Source organism: Chitinophaga sancti, from assembly GCF_034087045.1.
Lineage (GTDB): Bacteria > Bacteroidota > Bacteroidia > Chitinophagales > Chitinophagaceae > Chitinophaga > Chitinophaga sancti_B.
Genome location: NZ_CP139247.1, coordinates 2,721,486 through 2,740,963, shown reverse-complemented (window position 1 = coordinate 2,740,963; position 19,478 = coordinate 2,721,486). Strand labels below are relative to the sequence as shown.

The 19,478-nt window shown below is 46.3% G+C and carries 19 protein-coding genes; 8 read left to right on the top strand and 11 right to left on the bottom strand.

Translation table 11 applies throughout. The features are described from left to right. Positions 1-47 precede the first annotated feature (47 nt). Positions 48-869 carry a 3-deoxy-8-phosphooctulonate synthase gene (gene kdsA / locus SIO70_RS11485; RefSeq protein ID WP_320581001.1) on the top strand — a complete coding sequence of 274 codons (822 nt, stop codon included), beginning with the start codon at positions 48-50 and terminating at the stop codon, positions 867-869. Between the two features lie 127 nt (positions 870-996). Continuing rightward, a complete protein-coding gene (locus SIO70_RS11480) occupies positions 997-1,398 on the top strand; it encodes a hypothetical protein (RefSeq protein WP_083720641.1) in 402 nt (133 codons plus the stop codon). 58 nt (positions 1,399-1,456) lie between these two features. Here the strand turns inward: SIO70_RS11480 and SIO70_RS11475 are convergent, their stop codons facing one another. Continuing rightward, positions 1,457-1,678 carry a PspC domain-containing protein gene (locus SIO70_RS11475; RefSeq protein WP_083720643.1) on the bottom strand — a complete coding sequence of 74 codons (222 nt, stop codon included), beginning with the start codon at positions 1,676-1,678 and terminating at the stop codon, positions 1,457-1,459. A 221-nt stretch (positions 1,679-1,899) separates the two neighbouring features. Between SIO70_RS11475 and SIO70_RS11470 the strand changes: the two genes are divergently transcribed. Together SIO70_RS11470 and SIO70_RS11465 are read left to right on the top strand one after the other, a co-directional pair. Then, positions 1,900-4,167: an aconitate hydratase gene (locus SIO70_RS11470; RefSeq protein ID WP_320581000.1), complete on the top strand. Its 2,268-nt coding sequence runs from the start codon at positions 1,900-1,902 to the stop codon at positions 4,165-4,167. A gap of 77 nt (positions 4,168-4,244) precedes the next feature. Beyond that, positions 4,245-4,880, top strand: coding sequence for a hypothetical protein (locus SIO70_RS11465; protein ID WP_320580999.1), 636 nt, complete (start codon positions 4,245-4,247; stop codon positions 4,878-4,880). On the opposite strand, the gene SIO70_RS11460 is transcribed toward SIO70_RS11465, so the two are convergent. After that, complete coding sequence (locus SIO70_RS11460; protein WP_320580998.1) at positions 4,860-5,903, bottom strand: DUF4421 domain-containing protein; 1,044 nt, start codon at positions 5,901-5,903, stop codon at positions 4,860-4,862. The genes SIO70_RS11465 and SIO70_RS11460 overlap by 21 nt on opposite strands. A 62-nt stretch (positions 5,904-5,965) precedes the next feature. Then, positions 5,966-6,454, bottom strand: a complete 489-nt coding sequence (locus SIO70_RS11455; RefSeq protein WP_320580997.1) for a metallophosphoesterase family protein — start codon at positions 6,452-6,454, stop codon at positions 5,966-5,968. A 119-nt stretch (positions 6,455-6,573) separates the two neighbouring features. Between SIO70_RS11455 and purU the strand changes: the two genes are divergently transcribed. Beyond that, positions 6,574-7,437 (top strand): formyltetrahydrofolate deformylase, encoded by an 864-nt coding sequence (gene purU / locus SIO70_RS11450; RefSeq protein ID WP_320580996.1) that lies wholly within the window; start codon positions 6,574-6,576, stop codon positions 7,435-7,437. 123 nt (positions 7,438-7,560) lie between these two features. On the opposite strand, the gene SIO70_RS11445 is transcribed toward purU, so the two are convergent. From SIO70_RS11445 to SIO70_RS11415, 7 genes are all read right to left on the bottom strand, one after another. Next, positions 7,561-8,163: a hypothetical protein gene (locus SIO70_RS11445; RefSeq protein ID WP_320580995.1), complete on the bottom strand. Its 603-nt coding sequence runs from the start codon at positions 8,161-8,163 to the stop codon at positions 7,561-7,563. A gap of 35 nt (positions 8,164-8,198) precedes the next feature. Beyond that, a complete protein-coding gene (gene hutG / locus SIO70_RS11440) occupies positions 8,199-9,143 on the bottom strand; it encodes a formimidoylglutamase (RefSeq protein ID WP_320580994.1) in 945 nt (314 codons plus the stop codon). After that, the gene (gene hutI, locus SIO70_RS11435) at positions 9,140-10,345 is read right to left on the bottom strand and encodes an imidazolonepropionase (protein WP_320580993.1); all 1,206 of its coding nucleotides are present in this window, start codon (positions 10,343-10,345) and stop codon (positions 9,140-9,142) included. The genes hutG and hutI overlap by 4 nt, the downstream gene beginning before the upstream one ends. After that, entirely contained in the window at positions 10,342-12,012 is a 1,671-nt protein-coding gene (gene hutU / locus SIO70_RS11430; protein ID WP_320580992.1) for a urocanate hydratase, read from the bottom strand. The genes hutI and hutU overlap by 4 nt, the downstream gene beginning before the upstream one ends. Then, the gene (hutH, locus tag SIO70_RS11425) at positions 11,990-13,558 is read right to left on the bottom strand and encodes a histidine ammonia-lyase (RefSeq protein ID WP_320580991.1); all 1,569 of its coding nucleotides are present in this window, start codon (positions 13,556-13,558) and stop codon (positions 11,990-11,992) included. Before hutH ends, hutU begins: the two co-directional genes overlap by 23 nt. Positions 13,559-13,567: 9 nt before the next feature. Continuing rightward, positions 13,568-14,050, bottom strand: a complete 483-nt coding sequence (locus SIO70_RS11420) for a MarR family winged helix-turn-helix transcriptional regulator (RefSeq protein ID WP_083720667.1) — start codon at positions 14,048-14,050, stop codon at positions 13,568-13,570. An 88-nt stretch (positions 14,051-14,138) separates the two neighbouring features. After that, positions 14,139-14,528, bottom strand: a complete 390-nt coding sequence (locus SIO70_RS11415) for an SET domain-containing protein (protein ID WP_083720669.1) — start codon at positions 14,526-14,528, stop codon at positions 14,139-14,141. Between the two features lie 94 nt (positions 14,529-14,622). Here SIO70_RS11415 and SIO70_RS11410 point away from each other — a divergent pair, with 94 nt between their 5' ends. After that, positions 14,623-15,492: a bestrophin family protein gene (locus SIO70_RS11410; protein WP_320580990.1), complete on the top strand. Its 870-nt coding sequence runs from the start codon at positions 14,623-14,625 to the stop codon at positions 15,490-15,492. 51 nt (positions 15,493-15,543) lie between these two features. Then, positions 15,544-16,920, top strand: a complete 1,377-nt coding sequence (gene mgtE, locus SIO70_RS11405) for a magnesium transporter (RefSeq protein WP_320580989.1) — start codon at positions 15,544-15,546, stop codon at positions 16,918-16,920. On the opposite strand, the gene SIO70_RS11400 is transcribed toward mgtE, so the two are convergent. Further along, positions 16,917-17,405: a histidine phosphatase family protein gene (locus SIO70_RS11400; protein WP_320580988.1), complete on the bottom strand. Its 489-nt coding sequence runs from the start codon at positions 17,403-17,405 to the stop codon at positions 16,917-16,919. The two genes, mgtE and SIO70_RS11400, sit on opposite strands and share 4 nt — an antisense overlap. Positions 17,406-17,630: 225 nt before the next feature. On the opposite strand from SIO70_RS11400, the gene glmS reads away from it, so the two are divergent. Then, a complete protein-coding gene (gene glmS / locus SIO70_RS11395; protein WP_320580987.1) occupies positions 17,631-19,466 on the top strand; it encodes a glutamine--fructose-6-phosphate transaminase (isomerizing) in 1,836 nt (611 codons plus the stop codon). The last annotated feature ends 12 nt before the right edge of the window (positions 19,467-19,478 follow it).

Genomic DNA, 19,478 nt, shown 5'->3' with positions numbered 1-19,478 from the left:
GTAATCCCTGAGAATAACCTACCTTTGCATTCTCAAATCAAAAAATCATGTCTGTTTCACATTTGAAAGCTCTTTTTAACGAAAGATATAATCCAGAGAATTTTTTCCTGATAGCCGGCCCATGTGTGGTGGAAGACGAGGCGCTGCTGATGCACGTAGCTGAAAAAGTATCCCGCATTTGTGAGCGTTTACAGATACCATATATTTTTAAAGCCTCTTACCGTAAGGCAAACCGTACCAGTATCAGTTCATTTAGTGGTATTGGTGATGTGGAAGGACTGGACCTGTTGCAGAAAGTAGGCAAGACTTTCAACCTGCCGGTTACTACCGATATTCACTCTGCTGCCGAAGCTGCAATGGCTGCTGCTTATGCAGATGTATTGCAGATCCCTGCATTCCTGTGCCGTCAGACAGATATCCTGATCGCTGCTGCCGAAACAGGCAAAGTGGTGAATGTAAAGAAAGGCCAGTTTGTAAGTGGGGAAGCAATGAAGTTTGCTGTAGAAAAAGTAAGACAGGCGGGTAATGAAAAGATCATGCTGACAGAGCGTGGTACCACCTTTGGTTACCAGGACCTGGTTGTAGATTACAGAAACATTCCTATTATGAAGGAACAGGGTGTACCTGTGATCATGGATTGCACTCACTCATTACAACAACCTAACCAGACAAGCGGTGTGACAGGTGGTAATCCAAAGCTGATCGGCACTATTGCGAAAGCTGCGATTGCAACCGCTGCAGATGGTTTGTTCATCGAAACACATCCGGATCCTTCCTGTGCAAAATCTGATGGAGCAAATATGCTGCATCTGGATCTGCTGGAAAAACTGCTGGAAGATCTGGTAAGGATCAGGGAAGTAGTAAGATAATAATAAAACGCTTTTGCCTGTGGCAGAAGCGTTTTCCCTTTTAAGGAAAACCGGCTTAACTGCTACCGGTCCGATTTTTGGGTAATTTTCGTAAATTCAAATAATAACACCCAAAAATATCCACACAATGATCAACTTACATGATGTAAAAGCAGGCGATACTGTAATAGTGGAATACGAAGGCGAAAAGCACGAGGGCCTCGTTCTTGAGGTCAATCGGGAAGATAAGCAGGTTTGTGTTCAAACAGGCGAACAGGAATTCTGGTATGAGCTGGCCGACGTTTACCCTATTCCGCTCAGCGAAGAACAGTTACTTAAACTGCAATTCACAAAAGAAAACATCTCGCCAGACCCTGACAATCGCAGGATCTACGTTCGTGGACCATTTTCCGTCATGTTTCATGAACTGGATGGCCGGGAAGCTATCCGGCTGGATTACAGGGATGAGCACCGCGAAATAAAGGGTGCATTGACTGTAAACCAGTTACAGAATCACTACCACGCGATGACGAATTTCCACCTTGATTAAGAAAATGAGGGCTGATCAATAGCGATGTTGGTCAGCCTTTTTTGTTTGAATGTGGCAATTACAAATACCTTAAGGGGTTTCTTCTGGCATTGAGAATGTAGTTCTTCATGTTGACCCAAAAAGCCATAATCAGGTAAACAATGATTGGGGATCCCATCGTCAGGAAAGACACATAGATAAAAAACAAGCGGATGCGGGAAGTCGCTACTCCCAGCCTGTTGCCTATCGCGGTGCACACACCGAAGGCCTGCCATTCCACAAAATCTTTAAATCTATTCATATATCAAATTTATCACAAACTCATGTGAAAAACAAGTGCCAAATTTTCACGTAAAAGGCCACTTGCAGTGTGTTAGCAGTGATTTAACAAGAATTTAAAGGGATTCAGGCGCGTAAGGGCATGAGATGGAGGGGGGTAGCGATCGAACACATATCTTTTATAAACTAGCCGGAATTAGTTAATTTTGCGGTGCATTTTAAATTGGTCTAAATATTTTTTCCATGGTGTTTGATATCGAAATGATTAAAAAAGTGTATGCGGCACTCCCGGGTAAGGTGGAAGCTACCCGTAAGCTGTTAGGACGTCCGCTCACGCTATCAGAAAAGATCTTGTATGCTCACTTGTATGCGCCGACCACATCGGCGTATGAGAGAGGTAAATCTTACGTGGAGTTTGCACCCGATCGCGTGGCGATGCAGGATGCCACCGCACAGATGGCCCTGTTACAGTTTATGACCTGCGGCCGTGCTAAGGTAGCAGTGCCCTCTACTGTACACTGTGATCACCTCATTCAAGCTAAAACAGGTGCAGTAGCTGATTTGGCGACTGCTAATGACACCAACAGGGAAGTTTACGAATTCCTTTCCTCTATCTCTAATAAATACGGTATTGGCTTCTGGAAACCAGGTGCTGGTATTATCCACCAGGTTGTGCTGGAAAACTATGCTTTTCCAGGTGGCCTCATGATCGGTACGGACTCCCACACACCAAACGCTGGAGGTCTGGGTATGCTCGCTATCGGTGTAGGTGGTGCTGACGCGGTTGACGTAATGGCGGGTCTGGCATGGGAGCTGAAAATGCCCAAACTGATCGGCGTAAAACTGACGGGTAAACTGAGCGGATGGACTTCTCCTAAAGACATTATCCTGAAAGTTGCGGGTGTACTGACTGTAAAAGGTGGTACCGGCTGTATCGTTGAATATTTCGGTGAAGGTGCTGATAGCCTGAGCGCTACCGGTAAAGGTACTATCTGTAACATGGGTGCTGAGATCGGTGCTACCTGCTCCGTATTCGCTTACGATAGCAAGATCGCTGATTACCTGCAGGCGACTGAGCGTAGCGAAATTGCTGCCCTGGCTGACGGTGTGAGGGATCACCTTCGCCCGGATGCAGAAGTGTACGCAGATCCTTCTAAATACTACGATCAGGTCATCGAAATCAACCTTGACGAACTTGAACCACATGTAAATGGTCCGTTCACACCGGATCTGGCATGGCCTATTTCTAAATTCGCGCAGGCGGTGAAAGAAAACAACTGGCCGGAAAAACTGGAAGTAGCCCTCATCGGCTCCTGTACCAACTCTTCTTACGAAGATATTTCCCGTGCAGCGTCCCTGGCTAAACAGGCTATCGACAAAAATCTGCCCGTTAAATCTGAATATACTATCACCCCCGGCTCTGAACTGGTTCGCTTCACGATCGAAAGAGATGGCCTGCTGGATACTTTCAACCAGATCGGCGGTGTAGTACTGGCTAATGCCTGCGGCCCCTGTATCGGTCAATGGGCACGTCACATCGATGATCCTAACCGTAAGAACTCTATCATCACTTCCTTCAACCGTAACTTCGCGAAGAGAAATGATGGTCTGGCAGGTACCCACGCTTTCGTAGCCTCTCCTGAAATCGTAACCGCACTGGCTATCGCCGGTACGCTGACCTTCAACCCACTGACTGACACCCTGAAAAACAAGGATGGCCAGGATGTGAAGCTGGATGAACCTACCGGTTTTGAACTGCCAGTGAAAGGCTTTGCTGTAGATGACCCAGGTTACCAGGCACCAGCTGCTGATGGTAGCGGTGTACAGGTAGTGGTTTCTCCTACCAGCGATCGCCTGCAACTGCTGGCTGCTTTCACACCATGGGAAGGTACTGACCTGAAAGGGCTGAAACTGCTGATCAAGGCGAAAGGTAAATGTACCACTGACCATATCTCCATGGCCGGTCCGTGGTTGAAATTCCGTGGTCACCTTGACAACATTTCTAACAACATGCTGATTGGTGCGATCAACGCATTCAACGATAAATCTGATACCGTTAAGAACCAGCTGACTGGCGAATACGGTGCTGTACCTGCTACTCAGCGTGCTTACAAAGCTGCTGGTATCGGTTCAATTGTAGTAGGTGATGAGAACTATGGTGAAGGCTCCAGCCGCGAACATGCTGCTATGGAACCACGTCACCTGGGTGTTCGCGCGATCGTGGTGAAATCTTTTGCCCGTATCCACGAAACAAACCTGAAAAAACAAGGTATGCTCGGCCTCACCTTCGCTAACAAAGAAGATTACGATAAGATCCAGGAAGACGATACATTCGATATCCTTGGTCTCACTACTTTCACTCCCGGCAAACCGCTGACTGTGGTGGCTAACCACAAAGACGGTAGCAAGGACGAAATCACAGTAAACCATACCTACAATGAACAACAGATTGAGTGGTTCAAAGCAGGTGGTGCACTGAACGTAATCCGTGCTGAGTTCGCGAAAGCATAATTAAAAGACTGTTATTTGTAATGATAAAAGACTGACTTATCAATTAAGTCAGTCTTTTTTTTGTCTACATTTAGGTCATGAAATCCCATCCACTATTTTATGTCTGGGAAAGCCTCGTGAGCAACTATACCAACGACGAATCGTTGGTGCAGGAGGGCTTTAATTCCATACTAGCCCATTACAGTGAATCACACAGGTATTACCATAATCTGGATCATGTGCAGACATTGCTCGTATTCATAGATGAATACAACCACCTCGTACACGATCTGGAAGCCCTGCAACTGGCCGTATTTTTCCACGACATCATTTATGATGTACAGAGAGCCGATAATGAAGAGAGAAGTGCATTGGTAGCCACGCAATTCCTGGAGCAAACCAGCTATCCTGCAGAGAAGATAGCACGGGTATCAGCATACATCAGGGCCACAAAATCGCATGAGAACCCCGATGGAGATACTGACCTGGATTGCTTCCTGGACTTTGACCTGTTTATACTGAGCGGACCTGAACGCATGTATCAGACCTATGCAAAGAATATACGGAAGGAGTATGGTATATACCCGGACACAGTGTATGTGCCAGGCAGGAAAAAGATCTTACAGTACTTCCTGGATCAACCCTCTATCTATAAGACGGCTGGATTCAGAGAACGGTTCGATACTGTAGCGAAAGAAAATATACACAGAGAATTAGAAAAGCTCTCGCTTTAATCCAAACCGCCTCACGACACTTACCCTGAAGTTGCCTGCACCAATGGTCTGGTAAGTGTGCTCAATGGGTGACTGACTACGCGTAGTCAGATTCACATAGTGAATGCCTGCAAAATACTTACTCGAATTATAGCCGATAGATGCACGGACCGTATTGTTTAACTGAACCCCAAACTTGCGGAGGTCATTCTCCTCATCCCTGAACAAATGGGTATAGTTCCCCCCCAAACTGCCGGAGAGTGATAATGTGAGGAAGAAATGTTGTTTGTAAACAAATGAATAGGCATACCCCGCATTCGCAGCAGCACTGAATATACTGGTACCTGAGAAATTAATTCCATTTATAAAATCCTGCGTTGTGATATTCTGAGGGATGAGTGAAGAATCTCCCTTCATCCTGGCTGTAAACAGCTCCCCACCTACCAGGAATGATCCGGCACTCTTTTTCTGATATTCATTTTGCAAATAAGCCGCTCTATAGGAGAATCTCTTATCGTTGAATACATACTGCACACTCATGCCGATATTCAAATTTCGGATATCAGGACGCACAGGAAGCGGGCCTTTTTCATCAAATCCATTCAGTACCCCACGGGAGTTAGCAATGTAATATCCTTTGTAACGCTGTCCATAGAAATCTACTACCAACTTGCGCAGGTAGTAATGCGCCTGCAGATCCAGGGCCTTTGTCTTGCCATACCTGTCTGTACTGTTGATGATAGGCAGATTGAACGCGACGTTGATACCAATGAATTTATAATTGAACCCGAAACCTACGTTGAATGGGGTATTCGGACGGTACATGACCTCCGTTTTGCGTTTACGATCTACGATGTCGTAATAGTTGTATTTTCTCGACCCGAAAAAACGTGTTGTCAGGTCTTTGGTATGATCCTCTATGTAAGCAGTATCATTTTGTGTCTGAAACCATTCTCCCATCTTATCAATGAAAGACGATCGTTGTCCCCACGCGAAATGAAACATACACAGACAAATGGATAATAATAAATATCCTTTGCGCATAAGCAACAGTTGTAGTACCACAATGATTTGCAAAAAATGTGCGAGTGCCTGTTCCCGTATTATTATGGCAACTCTATGACCTCCAGATTGCTGATATTTCCGTCGTTTACATCGAACCGCAATAATGTTTTGACCTTATGCCAGCCTTGCTGGCCACATGCACCCGGGTTCATGTGTAATAGTTGCAAAGCCGGGTCCGGCATCACTTTCAGGATATGCGAATGACCGCAAATGAACAGTTTGGGGGAATTTCTCAACAATAACTGTTTGACGCCCGGTGCATACTTGCCTGGATAACCGCCAATATGTGTCATGAATACTTTTACGCCTTCTACTTCAAAGAATAGATTTTCGGGATAACGGACCCGGATGTCCTTACCATCGATATTGCCGAAAACAGCCCTGAAAGGTTTGAATGCTTCCAGTTCATCCGCGAGGGATGTGGTACCGATATCACCTCCATGCCAGATCTCATCCACCTTTTCAAAATATTTGAAAACCTGTGGATGGAGGTAGCTATGCGTGTCTGACATTAATCCTATCTTCTTCATGTATTTCCCTTAGCAGGCCCAAAAATAAAGTAAGTATTCGGGATTGATTGACCGTTAGAAAAAAATCCATGGAATCCTTTCACTTTTGTATTTTACATATCAATATATATTTCATTTTTATGCAGACTGATATAACCGGCAGGCTATTGATCTCCTGTCCAGACCGCCCTGGTATCGTGGCCGGTGTGTCCCAGTTCCTGTACGCCAGCGGCGCAAATATCCTTGACGCCAGCCAGCACAGTACAGATCCCAAAGAAGGACTCTTCTTTATGCGCATGTCTTTCCAATTGGAAAACCCCTCCATTACCAAAGAACAACTGGAAAAAGATTTCCAGGAAAAAGTTGCCGCTCCCCGACAAATGGAATGGCGGATTGACTACACCGATCGTCGTAAACAAATGGTGATTATGGTATCCCGCTATGACCATTGCCTCATTGAATTACTATGGCGCTGGCGCAGCGGGGAATTGCCTGTGGATATTCCATTGGTGATCTCCAACCACCTTGAATTAAAACAATTCGTGGAAGACTTCGGAATTCCTTTCCATTACCTGCCTGTAGATGCAGGGAATAAATCACTGCAGGAACAGGAAGCGATTAAACTGATCAGAAGAGTGAATGCTGACTTTATCGTGCTTGCACGCTATATGCAGGTCCTCTCTCCCGGTTTTGTGAGTGTATTCCCAGGCAGGATCATCAATATTCATCATAGCTTCCTCCCGGCATTTGCAGGAGCGAACCCTTATAGAAACGCTTATAACAGAGGTGTGAAGTTAATAGGCGCTACTGCCCACTATGTAACGGACGACCTGGACGAAGGCCCCATCATTGACCAGGATGTAGCGAGGGTGAGCCATAAACATGAAGTAACGGACCTGATTATGTTAGGTAGAGATATAGAAAGACAGGTGTTAACAAGAGCAGTGATTGCACATATCGATGACAGGGTAATTATACACGGAAATAAGACAATCGTATTCTAATAAAAAGATGGTGTAATCACAAATAAATAACACTCCTGAGAAACGCATAAAATAGAATCCGGCTCCATCAGGTATCGGAATTAAAAGAGGGTGTATCACAAGTTAGATACACCCTCTTTCAAATTACTTAGTTTGTTTCCTGATCTTCTTCGCCATCGCTTTTGCTGCTGCAGCATAAGCTTCCTGGATCCTCACACCGGTATCAAAGTCAAAACCGCCATATACACGGCCTGGCGCTTTATCTACCTTAATCTTTGCAATTACCTTGCTGTGGTCTCCTGTTTCCACAATCCATGCTTCACCATTTAATCTTGCATTCTTTCTCGTTACACCTACGTTGTAACCAGGTTCAATGAAAGTGGTTTTGAAGATCAACGTGTACTTTGCTTTAGGATACTTTCCAGCAGACATACCACTGTACTCGGTAAACAATTCGTTGAATTTAGGCTCGAACCTTCTAGGTCTGTCGTCCCTCCAGGCCTTGGCCCATTTGTCGCCTCTTCCAGGTTCTTTCCTGTTGTAGTCGTCTGTCTTTTTTGCGATGTAATCATTTTCATCGGCATAGCTACCAACACCTACATGCTCATAGTCAAATTCAGTGTTCAGCTTAGTAGTACCTTTTAGTTGGGATAAATCGCCTTCGAGAACTTTGATTTTTTGTGCATTCACGAACATCGGTGCTACGAACATTGCAGCTACCAAAAGGAGTTTAGGGATTCTATTCATTAAATATAAAAATTTGGGTTGGCCCAAAGATAATATTATTTCTTACTTAAAAAATATGTGACTGCTTCAAAAATTAATGCAGCGCCCAGTTTCGCCGTACGCTGATCAACGTCGAGAGAAGGATTTAATTCTGCTATATCCATGCCCGCTAGTTGGCCACTGTGAAGGATTGTACGAAAACATTCTAAAAACAAACCATCCGGGCGAATACCATTAAATGCAGTTGCACTTACCCCCGGTGCATATGCCGCGGCGAATACATCCAGATCGATAGTCAGGTATAATTTATCTGCCTTTTTGATAAACTCCTCTACCACTACCTTCAACAATGTACGGTCATGAAAGTGAAATGCATCGGCCTCTATATATTGTACATCCAGTTCTCCTGCTATTCTGAATAACTGTTGTGTATTGCTTAATTGCTGAATACCTAAAGCCAGGTATTGAAAAGGCGAATGCTGCTGCGATAATTGCCAGAAGCCTGTTCCGGAACTAACGCCTTCTGTACGCAGGTCAAAATGTGCATCGAAGTTAATCAACCCTAATTGCCCGCCGGGTAAAGATTGATATAAACCATGTGCATGACCGTAAGTGATCTCATGCCCACCTCCTAATAATACAGGAGTATGGCCCGCACGTTTTATTAATTGCACCGCGCCACTCAATGCTTGTTGTGCAGCTTCCAGGTCCTCATCAGGACAGATAATGTTTCCACCATCCATCAACAGGCCATCAAAGTGTACAGGAAAACTACCCATCGCCTGCCGCAACGCAGCCGGACCTGCCGCAGCACCTACCCGTCCTTTGTTTCTTCGCACACCTTCATCTACGGCAAACCCCAGCAGCACGACTCCATTGCCGGGAGGCAAAGGTGCCGATAAGTCTACACATTTCACCTGCTGGTGCCAGCGGCTTACTTCCTCATCTGTGCCATCTGTTCTGCCGGTCCATGCTACCGGTTGTTGATAATACGCTTTCATATTTTTTCACCTCCTTTCCAAACCTGCGAAGGTTTCATTTTTCCCTGATAATACAAAAGGTCGCGATAATCATTCGTAGGATATACCTGCATATCTGCCGCAAAGCCTTCGGCCAGTTGTCCAATATTATTTAGATCCAAAGCCCTGGCTGCCCTGAAAGTCAGGCCTGCCAACACTTCTGCCGTAGATAATTTTTCTGCTGCACTCATCACCGCTGCCTGCAACAGCAGATCTCCCATTGGTGCAGATCCCGGATTCCAGTCACTCGCAATGGCTACACAGGCACCAGCATCCAATAGCTTACGCGCAGGTGCATAGTGCATGCCTAAACCCAAAGAAGCACCAGGCAATACGACAGATACGATATCTGCATTGGCTAACCGTGTGATATCTTTTTCATCACTGGCTTCCAGATGATCTGCTGACAAGGCGCCTGCTTCTATAGCAATTGCGGAGCCACCACTACTAAACTGGTCTGCATGTACAGTTAATGCAAAACCCCGCTCTTTTGCTTTTAGCAAATAAGGTAATGCTTCGGCTGCACTAAAAGCAGTTTCTTCTATGAAGATGTCTACTCTTTTACAATGAATAGCAGGTAGTAATTGTGTGACTACTTCTTCCAGGTAATCAGCACCCGTGTAATCTTTCGGCATCATATGCGCTGCCAGACAAGTAGGCACCAGCGTAGCTTTCGTAAGCTCGCCCGCCTGCCTGATCGCCTGCAACATTTTGATCTCTTCTTTTATTGACAGCCCATATCCACTCTTCACTTCGATCGTAGTCACCCCTTCCTGCAAATGCCTGTTCGCTCTTTCAGCTGTATTTGTTCTTAATGTCTCAATGGATGCTGCACGTGTCTTCATCACTGAATCCCATATACCCCCACCTGCACGTGCAATTTCGAGATACGTTTTCCCTGCTATGCGCATGGCATAATCACGGCTTCGGTTACCATCAAAACAGATATGCGTGTGGCAATCAATAAAGCCCGGCAATAATACCGCCGGGCCATAGATCAAAACCGGCAGTGCATGGGGATACTGATTACGTAGTTCATTGTAATCACCGACTGCTACGATCTTTCCCTGGTGTGTGACCACACCTCCGTCTTCAATGACAGTGAGCTGTGCATCGGACAATGCTCCTTTCAAAGGCAACCCTGTGAGGGGGATGATCTGTGAAAATGGTCCTATAAGTTTCATCTGTACAAATCAAATTGAGTGGCTACTTCCTGTGCTTTTTCATATCCTGCATCTGCATGTCTGAAAATGCCTAATGCAGGGTCATTGAATAATACCCTTTGCAAACAAGCTGCGGCCCTGTCAGTGCCATCTGCCAGTACCACCATGCCTGCATGTTGTGAATAACCCATGCCCACTCCCCCACCATGATGGAAAGATACCCAGGTAGCACCACCACCTGTATTGGCCATGAGGTTCAGCAATGCCCAGTCAGATACCGCATCTGAGCCATCTTTCATAGATTCTGTTTCCCTGTTGGGAGAAGCCACAGAACCACAATCCAAATGGTCTCTTCCTATTACAATAGGTGCTTTCACTTTACCACTACGCACCAGTTCATTGAAGAGCAGGCCCGCTTTTTCACGCTCTCCCATTCCCAGCCAGCATATTCTGGCAGGCAATCCCTGGAAGGCGACTTTCTCCTGTGCTTTTTTCAACCAGTTGATCAAAGGCTTGTTGTCAGGAAATGCATCCATCAAGGCCTGATCGGTTGTATAAATATCCTGCGGATCACCTGACAATGCCACCCATCTGAAAGGACCTTTTCCTTCGCAGAAAAGTGGTCTGATATAGGCAGGTGTGAACCCCGGAAAATCAAATGCATTCGGCTCTCCACCTTCTCTTGCAAATTCACGCAGGTTATTGCCATAGTCAAAAGTGATGGCACCTTTGCGTTGTAATTCCAGCATAAAACCTACGTGTCTTGCCATGCTTTTCAACGATTGTTGTTTGTATGCAGCCGGATCTTTTTTACGCAGGTCAGCAGCTGCAGCCAGTGTTAAACCGTTTGGTACATAACCATTGATCGGATCATGTGCAGAAGTCTGATCTGTTAATATATCAGGTATAATATTATCCTGCAATAATCTTTCCAGCATATCGCCTGCATCACTCACTAGTCCGACAGACAGGGCTTCTCCCTTTGCCATCGCTTCTTTGGCCCAGCCAATAGCTTCTTCATAAGAATGCGTGATACGGTCGATGTATTTAGTACCAATACGTTTCCTGATCCTGCTCTCATCCACATCTGCACCCAGGAACACAGCACCCGCCATAGTAGCAGCCAGTGGCTGTGCGCCCCCCATACCACCGATGCCTGCGGTAACCAGCAGTTTCCCTTTCAGGTCGCCACCGAAGTGCTGGCGGCCGCATTCCACAAAGGTTTCGTAGGTTCCCTGCAGAATACCCTGTGTACCTATGTAGATCCAGCTACCTGCCGTCATCTGTCCATACATCATGAGTCCTTTTGCACGCAGTTCGTTGAAATGCTCCCAGGTAGCCCATTTCGGCACCAGGTTACTATTCGCCAGCATCACTCTTGGTGCCTGCGGATGTGTACGCACGATACCTACCGGTTTACCTGACTGTACTAACAGTGAATGTTCTTCATCCAGTGTAAGCAGGGTTTCGATGATCTTTTGCAATGCTTCCTTATTACGGGCAGCCTGACCTATACCACCGTAAACCACCAGTTCATCGGGGTTCTCCGCCACTTCATCATCGAGGTTGTTCAGGAGCATGCGCAGGGGAGCCTCCGTTTGCCAGGAGCGGGCGTGCAGCTCAGGGCCATGAGGGGCCTTGTAATGGGGGTGCGCTGCGTATTGCTTAATAAAATCCAAACTGGTCATGATAAATACCGTTGAGTGATAAATGATTGGCCAGGGCGGTTTCATTGGCTACCCTGGCGATGGATTGCTGGCGTACGATTGTATGTAACTGTTGTATATCGTAAGCAAAAATGCGGTCTTTGGCGGCGAAAGGTACCGTTTCTCTTACAAAGGCATGTACAGCTTCCAATACCGGACCTGATGTGAGCGGACGCCTGAAATTCACTGCCTGCGCGGCATACAACAATTCTATAGCGAGTATATATTCGAGATTATCTATTACCTGGTGGAGTTTGCGACCACTGATAGAACCCATGGATACATGGTCTTCCTGTCCTAACGAAGTAGGTACGCTATCTGCGCTGGCAGGGAAACACAGCGTTTTGTTCTCAGTCACTAACGCTGCCGTGGTATACTGTGGTATCATAAAACCGGAGTTCAACCCGGCATCTTCAATCAATAATTTTGGCAATCCATACCTGCCTTCTATCATCATATAGCAACGACGGTCTGATATATTGCCCAGTTCTGCCGCCGCCACAGTAGCATAATCCAGCGGCAATGCCAGTGGCTGACCATGAAAGTTACCACCACTGATCGTATCGTCTGCACTAAAGATGATAGGATTATCTGTTACTGCATTCAGTTCAATCGTTACCAGGTCGAGCAAATGCAACCAGGCAGTGCGCGAAGCTCCATGTACCTGTGGCATACAACGCAGGGAATAAGGATCCTGTACCCTGCCACAATCCACATGTGCGGCCATGATGCCGGAATTTTCCAGCATCGTCTTCAGGCGGTGAGCAACCAGCTGATTGCCTGGAAAGGGCCTGATGGCATGAATCCTGGGGTCAAAAGGACGTGCAGTACCCATCAGGCCTTCCAGTGATAATGCTCCTACAATATCCGCGGTTTCCAAAGCATTGTGTAGCCGTTGTAATGCTGTCACCGCAAAGGCAAGAATAAATTGCGTTCCGTTGATGAGGGCTAATCCTTCTTTAGGGCCCAGTGCCACAGGGGTCAGACCTTCTGCCTGTAACACGGCTGCCGCAGGTTGGCGCTGACCTTTATAATATACTTCACCCAATCCGATCAATGGCAGGAAGAGGTGTGACAATGGTGCAAGGTCGCCGGATGCACCTACAGAGCCTTTCTCAGGTACCACAGGGGTAATATGCGCATCGATCATCCAGATGATGCGCTCCAGGGTAGCTGGCGCTACGCCAGAATATCCCTGTGCCAGGGCATGCACTTTGGTAATGAGCATGACCCTGGCTACCGTAATGGGAATTGGATTTCCTACGCCCACACTATGGCTTTGCAGTATATTATATTGTAAGGTCCGGGTATCTTCTTCATTGATCCGGGTATCGCAAAGAGGGCCAAAACCGGTATTGATACCATATACTGTACTATGTTGCGACACAATGGTCTGTACGTGACCATAACTGGTAGCGATACGATCAGCCACTTCCGGCACCAGTACCCCTTTTAACTGCCCATCGGCAATGGCAAGGGCTTTACCAGGAGTGAGCTGATCTACCCCGTATTTGAATTGGTGTATCATTATAATTAGTTATTTCATTGCTTTCAGGATCCTGGTGGATAAGGGTTCGGCTTCTACGCTGTTTTCCACAGCAGTTACTGCTTCCAGCACCTGCTTACTCATTTTGTTTTCATCCGCCAGTTCGGTCATGGCCTTAGTAATAGCCTCCCATATCGGCTGTATCTGTTGCAGCATTTCCTCGCCCTTTTTACTGAGCATTACCAATTGCCGGCGCCCATCGTCCGGGCAGGGAGCGGTCCTGACCAGCCCTTTCTTTTTCAAACCTGTCACCAGCTGACTGATAGCCGAGTGACTTACTTCCAGCTGTGCTGCAATATCGATCAATGGCATGGGCTGTTCTTTGCCCAATATGTAAAACACCGGAAACCAGCTGGCTTCAAAGGGTATTCCCGCCTGCTCATATACCTTGTTTACTTCACTTAGGAAGTATTCACTCAATCGCCGTAACCGGCTACCAAACACCAGGAAGCCCAAAGAAGAATAGAAACTCATGTAAATTATATAAGTACTTATATATTTAGATACAATAATAAGGAATTATTCAATTCCTTTTATTGAGACAAACCGTCTGGTATGTTAATTATTTTTTCCTGACATCGAACCAAACGGCTGATGAGTCAGATGGATCCCCATTATAGTTGATCTGCAATTCTTCTCCTTTCTTAATCTCTCTACGGGTGATGATACTCATGGTTTCTTCATCAAAATCCATTTCGTATATACAATTGGGGTCGTAGGAGTGATTATAGATGGAGCAAAAACCCAGTGCTATACAAGAACGGGTTTCACGCACACCCCATAGAAAAATGTAATTATGCAACTTGGTCTTATCCACGATTTCAGTGTCATCATAAGATAAAACGAGTACAGGCGAGGTTTCTATTCTGGTTCCCGCAGGTATTTTATCTTTTGTAAATACTCCACGACCTTTGCCTTTTGTCTTATCGACGTATAAATATGGTTTAATCATATAGCTGTAAAAACTTCGTAAAGTAAAGGTAAAGGAAGAAGTTATCAAAATCAGGCATAAAAATTTTAGGTTTGCGGAAATCTAACGTTCAAAGATGATTGATTACAATCCTAAGGCCTGGTTTACTTTTATATTCAGAATTCACAAGGCCGACACTGTACGCAAGTTGTTCCCCATGTTCATAGCCATTGGTTGTTATTCAGCTGTGGTTGCTCTTCTTGAGCTGAAAGTACTACACCTGTCAGACGTAGCTGAATGGAAAAATATAGTATTTGTGCATAGCGTACTGGGGTTTGTTATCTCTCTGTTACTGGTATTCCGTACCAATACAGCCTACGACCGCTGGTGGGAAGGCCGCCGGCTTTGGGGTAGCCTGGTAAACAACAGCCGCAATCTGGCTATTAAGCTCCACGCGATGTTGCCTGCCAGCAATACAGCTTCGAGAGACTTTTTCAGGGTTATGATCCCCAATTATGCATTTGCCCTTAAGAATCATCTCCGCAACAGATATCTCCCCGAAGAACTGGACCTGAGCCAGGGTGCCCCGCTGGATGATAAAAAGCACGTTCCTAACCAGATAGCTGTTCAGATCATGGCACATGTCAATGACCTGTACCGCAAGCAGCAGCTCTCCGGCGAACAGTTGATCCTTCTTAAAGATGAATTGCAGGCTTTTACGGATGTATGCGGCGCCTGTGAACGTATCAGGAACACCCCCATCCCCTTTTCCTATAGCGTATTTATTAAGAAGTTCATTTTCTTCTATGTAATGACCTTACCCTTTGGATACGTATTTACCGTAGGTTTCCTGATCATACCGATCGTTGTTTTCATTTTCTATGTACTGGCCAGCCTTGAGTTGATCGCAGAGGAAATCGAGGACCCATTTGGTTTTGATGCCAATGACCTGCCAACAGACACCATTTCTGCCAACATTCGTAAGCATGTGGCAGAGATATTGTGATGTTCCCAATTCAACTTTCTTTAATTTCGCCACCTGACAGCCTTTTGGACTATGGAAAATGAAGCTTTACTGGAAAAATTTGAGCAGCTGATCAAAGAGCAAGGCTACCAGGAACTGAGAGTGTACCTGGATGATCAGCTCATTACTGATATAGCAGAACTCATTCATGAAATGCCGGAGCAGGCGGGCATTATTATTAATAATTTGTCCATAGGCCGGGCATCGGCTGCTTTCAGGATATTGGAATTCCATGTCCAGGAAGATGTGATCAGGGAATTGCCTGCTGCCAAGGTAGCGGAACTGCTCAACGAGCTCCCTGCCGATGACCGTACCTCCTTCCTGGGAGAACTGCATAGCGATGTGGTAAAAGAACTGATCAAGCTCCTGGATCCGGAAGAACGCAAGATCACCCTGAGCCTGCTGGGTTACAAAGAAACCAGTGTAGGCCGTATCATGACCCCCGACTACATCGCAGTCAGGGAGGAATGGTCCGTAAAGCAGGTGCTGGACTACATCCGCGAATATGGTAAGGATAGTGAAACCATCGACGTAATATATGTAGTAGACGAAAAAGGCAAGCTGATCGATGACTTCAGGATCAGGGAATTCCTGCTGGTAGCCACCGACACCATGGTGCATACCCTCATGGACGACCGCTTTGTAGCCCTGCACGTGAACGATGAACAGGAAGAAGCCATCCAGATATTCAGAATGGAGAACCGCGTAGCCCTCCCTGTAGTGGATGATGAAGGTATCCTGCTGGGTATCGTGACCATCGACGATATGTTGTGGATTGCGAACGAAGAACATACAGAAGATATCCAGAAGATCGGTGGTACCGAAGCCCTGGACGAACCTTACCTGGACATTCCCCTGCTAAAGCTGGTGAAGAAACGCATAGGATGGCTGGTCATTCTCTTTATAGGCGAAATGCTCACTGCTACTGCCATGGCCTTTTTCGAAGGTGAAATCGCCAAAGCAGTCGTACTGGCACTATTCGTTCCACTGATCATTTCCAGTGGTGGTAACAGCGGCTCCCAGGCCTCTACCCTTATCATTCAGGCCATGGCCCTGGGTGAAATTACCCTGGCTGACTGGTGGAGAGTGATGCGCCGTGAGATCGTTTCCGGCCTGCTGCTGGGTGGGGTACTGGGTATCATTGGTTTTATCAGGATCGTATTCTGGAATTCCCTCTTCCATAGCTATGGAGAGCATTCTATACTGGTAGGTCTCACTGTAGGCATATCATTGGTAGGTGTAGTACTATGGGGTACCCTTTCCGGCTCCATGCTGCCCCTCATACTGAAAAAGCTGGGGGCTGACCCTGCTACCTCTTCCGCACCATTTGTGGCCACACTGGTGGATGTAACAGGGTTACTGATCTATTTCTCTGTGGCTTTTGCCCTTATGAAAGGAACATTGCTCTAATACCGGATACGCTTACATCTGGCCGTATCCCTGCTTTTGCGAACGATAAATAAACTACTATAATCTGCTTCTTTTACCGAATCCACTGGTGCCTTTGCTTTCAATGAACGAATCACTGGCACCAGTGTTTTTTGTTGCCCGATTATCAACAATCGCTTGCCCCAATCTTCTCTGCGGGTAATTTCATACAACAATCCCTCCCCTGAAGAATCAGGTTGATAGGTCACCGTATCTATATTTAAATAAGTTCTGAGTGATTCTGCCGTTTCCCTTGCGGAAGCGTATGGAGTAATATAAATACGTTGTACACCTGAGTCTTTCAGGAACCGGTACAGTGCTCCCGCTTTTGCATAGCCACTGTCTGTAAGCATCATAGAATCACATTCCTGAGCATGCCTTACGAGATAAAAAACACCGGTCAGAAACGAACTGTCTTCTGACAGGGGTACCGGCTGCCGTTCGGGTAGCGGCTGCTGGCATGCCATGCAGCATAACAGTAATATTACAACATATCTCATAGGATAACTGATTCAATTTCTGCGACAAATTACGCATTTTCTACGCATTTGAAACCGGATAACTCCGTCTTTATATGCTTAACTATATCATGATCATTAGATTATCTTTAAACTTTATTACCTATTGTTTGTAGAATTTTCACATTTTTTAGCCATATTGCAACCCGTCTCCATGTAAAACTGAAAAACAATATGTGCGGAATAGTCGCTTATATAGGCCAACGAGAGGCCTACCCCATCGTTCTAAAAGGATTGAAAAGACTTGAATATCGCGGTTACGACAGTGCCGGAGTGGCTTTAATAAATGATGGACTGAAGGTCTACAAGAAAAAAGGTAAAGTTTCTGAACTGGAAGATCACCTGACCGGAAAGAACACAAGTAGTCATATTGCTATTGGTCATACCCGCTGGGCAACCCACGGCGAACCTTGTGACAGGAATTCACATCCCCATACATCGGGCAATGGCAAACTGGCCATGATCCACAACGGTATCATTGAAAACTATACCCAGCTGAAACAGGAACTGCTGAACAAAGGACACGTGTTCACCAGCGATACGGATACCGAAGTCCTGATCCACTTTATCGAAGAAATTCAGCAAAGCAATCATTGCGGTCTTGAAGAAGCCCTGCGCATTGCCCTGAAAAGAGTAGTAGGCGCCTACGTGCTCGTGATCGTGGACGAGGATAACCCTGATACCCTGATTGCTGCACGCAAAGGAAGCCCCCTCGTAATCGGCGTAGGCAAAGGCGAACACTTCCTCGCGTCCGATGCTTCTCCGATCGTAGAGTATACTAAAGAAGTAGTATATGTAAACGATTACGAAATCGCCATCATCAAAGCCGATGAACTGATCCTGAAAAATATCTCCAACGAAAGGCAAACGCCTTATATCCAGAAACTGGATATCGAACTGGCTGCGATTGAAAAAAGCGGTTACGACCACTTCATGCTCAAAGAGGTATTTGAGCAACCACAAACGATCCTCGATAGCTTACGTGGCCGTCTGGACGCCAAAAAGGGCACTCTCACCATCGGTGGTATCCGCGATCACCTGTCACAACTGGCAGGTGCTAAGCGCATCATCATCGTGGCCTGTGGTACTTCCTGGCATGCAGGCCTCGTGGCTGAATATATGATTGAAGAACTGTGCCGCATTCCCGTTGAAGTTGAATATGCTTCTGAGTTCCGCTACCGCAACCCGGTTGTTGGCGAAGGCGATGTGATCATAGCCGTATCTCAATCCGGCGAAACTGCCGATACACTGGTGGCCATTGAAGCCGCTAAGAAAAAAGGCGCCACCATCCTCGGTGTGTGCAACGTAGTCGGTTCTTCCATCGCCCGTATTTCAGATGCAGGTGCTTATACACACGCTGGCCCTGAAATCGGTGTGGCCAGTACAAAAGCCTTTACCGCCCAGCTGGCAGTATTGTGCCTCATTGGCCTGAAAGTAGCACAGGAAAAGGGTACCATCACCGAACAGCGCTTCCAGCACCTGCTGGATGAACTGGACCACATTCCTGAAAAAGTGGCTACCGCCCTGCAACTGAACGACCAGATCAAAAAAATCGCGGATAAGTACAAAGATGCCCGTGACTTCCTCTACCTGGGTCGTGGTTACAACTTCCCCGTAGCACTGGAAGGTGCACTCAAACTGAAAGAGATCTCTTACATACACGCAGAAGGATACCCTGCTGCCGAAATGAAACATGGCCCTATCGCCCTGGTAGATGAAAACCTGCCCGTGGTATTTGTGGCTACCCGCGACAGCTATTATGAGAAAGTAGTATCCAACATCCAGGAGATCAAGGCCCGCAAAGGCAAAGTAATTGCCGTAGTTACCGAAGGGGATCTCACCATTCCGCCTATGGCAGACGATGTGATCGTTATACCTGAAGCAGACGAACTGGTAGCGCCTATTGTTTCTGTAATTCCTTTGCAGTTACTCGCTTACCATATAGGGGTTCTGAAAGGATATGATGTGGATAAGCCAAGAAACCTGGCGAAGTCAGTGACTGTTGAATAATCTCAAAACGCT